The organism is Actinomycetes bacterium (genome assembly GCA_036000965.1).
In the GTDB taxonomy this organism is placed as follows: domain Bacteria; phylum Actinomycetota; class CALGFH01; order CALGFH01; family CALGFH01; genus DASYUT01.
The window spans coordinates 1-3,398 of the sequence record DASYUT010000247.1 but is presented as its reverse complement, the minus strand read 5'-3'; the positions used below and the strand labels follow the sequence as shown (position 1 = coordinate 3,398).

The window sequence follows — 3,398 nt, the reverse complement described above, 5'->3', positions numbered from 1 at the left end:
CTAGCGGGAACGCCGCAGAGCTGGGCATCCCTCGACCCGCCCAACGTCGTCAGCCTCCTCGGGAGTGCTTGTGCAGCAGGCGGCCGTGTCGAAACGGTCAAAGACCGCTTTGCGGTGCCCCGCCAGCGGTCGCGGTCCCTGGGCGCCGAGGGAGTGGGAACGCCGTACGGCGTCGGCGCCCGGACGGGACCGGACTTGGGGCCGCGCCGGGCCGCGAAGCATCCGAGCCGGCCGGACAACCACAGGCACCAGCGGACACCGAAACCACAAGTCGGTGCGGTCGCTGGCTGGCAGCTCGACCGCCCGACGCTCGCCGACAACGACGAGGTCGCCGCTGGACCCTCGGCGCCGAGCGATCGCGTGTTGCCCGTCGGCCGACGGTGTCGTAGGGTGCGCTCTCGACACACAAGGGGGGGCGGCGATGACACACCCGAACGAGGAGCTTGTCCGCAGGGGGTACGACGCGTTCGCTCGGGGCGACATGGATACCCTGCGCGACCTGTTCGACCCCGGGATCGTCTGGCACCTGCCGGGCCGGAGCCTGGTTGCAGGTGACCACCGCGGCACCGATGGGGTCCTGGGGTTCTTCGGCAGGACGATGGAGCTGACAGCCGGCACCTTCCGAGCGGAACTGCATGAGGTCGTGGCCGATGACCAGCATACGGTCGGCCTGCACGTGGCGCGGGGGGAGCGCGGGGGCCGGACGCTTGAGGATCGACAGGTCCTGGTGTGCCACGTCCGCAATGGCAAGCTCGTGGAGGTGTGGCAGTACATCGAGGACCAGTACGCCTACGACGAGTTCTTCTCCTAGACGCTGCGGCTGAGCCGAGGCCTCTGCTGGTACATGCCGGGCCGGCGGCCAGGGGAGCGCCACGGGCATCAGCGGTCACCATGGGTTCTGAGGAACCGCAGGTCAGCATCGCTATTGGGCCGCAGCCAGGCAATCCTCCAGGAGGCGGGCCAGCGTTCGAGTCTCCCCACCCATGGCTGCCGCGAGCCTGCGGCCCTTGCCAAGGAGTCAGGTGATCACCCTGGACGGGGGCCTCACCCTGCATCCGAGGTCAGCGATGGCTGCTAGGGGGAGCGCGTTCAAGCTCACCGGCTGGCGTGCCATCTCCGTGCCATGCACATCGGACAAGCTCGGGTTCAAACGGTCAGTCACGGTCACTGACGTCACTCTGACCAGCGCCCGTCCTCTATAGGTACACGACAGCACGAATGGTAAGGATGGTGTCGTCCGCCGCTTGGAACGATCTTGCCGTGCCCGGCCGGTCGTTGCGGTCCCTGGGCGCCGAGGGACCGGGAACGCCGAACGGCGTCGGCGCCCGGACGGGACCGAGGTCGTCGAAGTGGCGTCTGACCTTGTGATCGGGCTCGGCGGCGAGGACAGTAAGGAGACCCACAGCCCTCCGGTGCCCGATGTTGGAGGTAGATGGTCAGTGGAGTCGATCAGAAGCAGGCTCGCGCGTGCCTGGTCATGGATCATGAAGCCCTCCGGCACCGGGCGACGTCTTCTTGACAGGAAGCTCGATAACGTCACGACCGAGTGGGACAAGAGCACGCGCGCTCGACCTCGCCAGGGCGACGACAAGCGCGAGCAGACCGGCGACCGGTGATCTGAGGTCATTGCTGTACTGCCTCACCCCCCTCCGGGGGCTTGGCCACGGCCGCCGTGGCCGGCGGGGGACCGGCCCCGCCTAGATCGTTGACCGGGAATTCGTTCCTGGTCAGGCGGGTCAGTGATCGTAGGCGATCAGGGAGCGCTTGACGGGTGCGCCGATGGTCCAGTTGTGCCAGATGACGGCGTTGAGGGCGAGCAGGCGTTGCACGATACGGGTCCACAGCCCGGCTGGGACGCGCCCGCCGTGGGCTTCCAGGCCGAGCTGGTGCTTCAGCGTCCAGATGATCGCCTCCACGCGCTGGCGTAGCCAGTTGGGGAAGGGTCGTGGTCGCTTCTCGTCCTTGCGGGCTGGGCGGACCAGCAGCAGGTCGAGATCGGTGAAGAACTGCTCGGTGTCCTGGCCCGACAGCCCTTTGTCGGTGACCACGGCGGTGCCGGGGGCGGGACGGTTGGCGGGCTGGTGGGTCAGCAGCCGCCGGGTCTCCTCCCGCTCGCCCCCCAGCTTGGGGTTGGCCAGGCCGAACCCGGTGACGGTGCCGTCGGCGGTGGTGATCAGCATCAGCTTGACGCCCCAGTAGTAGCGGCTGTGGGCGGTCTCGTAGCCGTAGCCGGCGTAGCCGAACAGGTTGGAACGCTGGGTGGTGAGCTTGGACTGGCCGCAGCCGACCGGGGTGCCGTCCATGAGGCGCAGCAGCTCCGCCGAGCCGGGGGTGCGTTCGGCCAGCCACCGCAGTGCGGCCTCCATCAGCGGCGCCGCGGCCTTGAGCCGCTGGTTGTACTCGCTTTGGCCCAGCAGGCGGGGGAACAGGTGCCCGACCCGGGATGCCGCTGCCCGCAGCCAGTGGTGTTCGTCGTTGTAGCGCAGCAGCACCTGGGCGACCGCCAGGCAGACCAGCTCGGCGTCGGTCACCACCGGCGGACGGCCCGGGCCGCGGCGGCGTGGCCCGCGGGCGGGGATGATCCGGTCGACCAGTTCCACGTACAGTGCGATGAGAAGGGTGTCCAGGTCGGCGATCACGAAGGCTCCAGGGTCTGACGTGTGTGGAAACGTCGATCTTGGACACCCTTCGCCCCACTGTCACGGACCTACCGCGGCACGTCGCCGACCCGCTGGCCTGCACCGAATTCCCGGTCAACGATCTAGCACGGAAGCTGGTGCCGTGGCCGCCAGGCGGTGACGCGTTCGCAGTCACCGGCCGCCTCGTTGTCACTGTACTTGTCACCAGGACGAGCCCTCACCAGCCAGAACGAGGCGGGATGGACCAGCTCCAACCTTGCAGCTCAATGGTCCTGAAAGAGCCCAGAGCACACGGCAGCGAAGAGAGACCGGTCGCCTCATAACCCAGCGGCAAGGACTGCTTGCGGAGGTTGCCTGCATCGTGGGTGCTCACCTCGGCGGCATCGACGGGTGAGGTGGGGTGGCGGCGCACACCCGCGGATGGCTACCGCCACAGCCCATTCCTGGCAGGTGCTCCGCCCACAAGCCGGCGCCCCAGCTGGGAACAGGGGCGCCGGCGGCAAAAGGGGAAGCTCTCAGAACGGTTCCTCTGTATGTCAAGCTCAGATGCAGCTGCTGGAGGGTCTGCTCTACCAAGTCAAGGCGCGTCGCGGGCGGCAGCGCCACAACGGGCCCCAGGGGGACCGGCCTCACCGTTCGCTTCCTGTCCCTCGTGAGCTGCAGGTTGTAGGCAAAGATCCCAGCCGGATCCAGGTGTGGGCGCCTCCCCAGCTGGCGAGAAGCCACCGATGTTGCCTGCCGCATGGGAATGGGCGGGGA

2 protein-coding genes are annotated in these 3,398 nt (G+C 68.3%); one reads left to right on the top strand and one right to left on the bottom strand.

The annotated features are described in order from the left end of the window. Window positions 1-421 precede the first annotated feature (421 nt). A complete protein-coding gene (locus tag VG276_21415; GenBank protein ID HEV8651881.1) occupies window positions 422-811 on the top strand; it encodes a nuclear transport factor 2 family protein in 390 nt (129 codons plus the stop codon). Between the two features lie 925 nt (window positions 812-1,736). Here the strand turns inward: VG276_21415 and VG276_21410 are convergent. After that, window positions 1,737-2,639 (bottom strand): hypothetical protein, encoded by a 903-nt coding sequence (locus tag VG276_21410; protein ID HEV8651880.1) that lies wholly within the window; start codon window positions 2,637-2,639, stop codon window positions 1,737-1,739. Between the last annotated feature and the right edge of the window lie 759 nt (window positions 2,640-3,398).

What these genes read in the sequence shown, in the direction of transcription:
- VG276_21415 (HEV8651881.1), top strand. Translation starts at nt 422, where the DNA reads ATGACACACCCGAACGAGGAGCTTGTCCGCAGGGGGTACGACGCGTTC.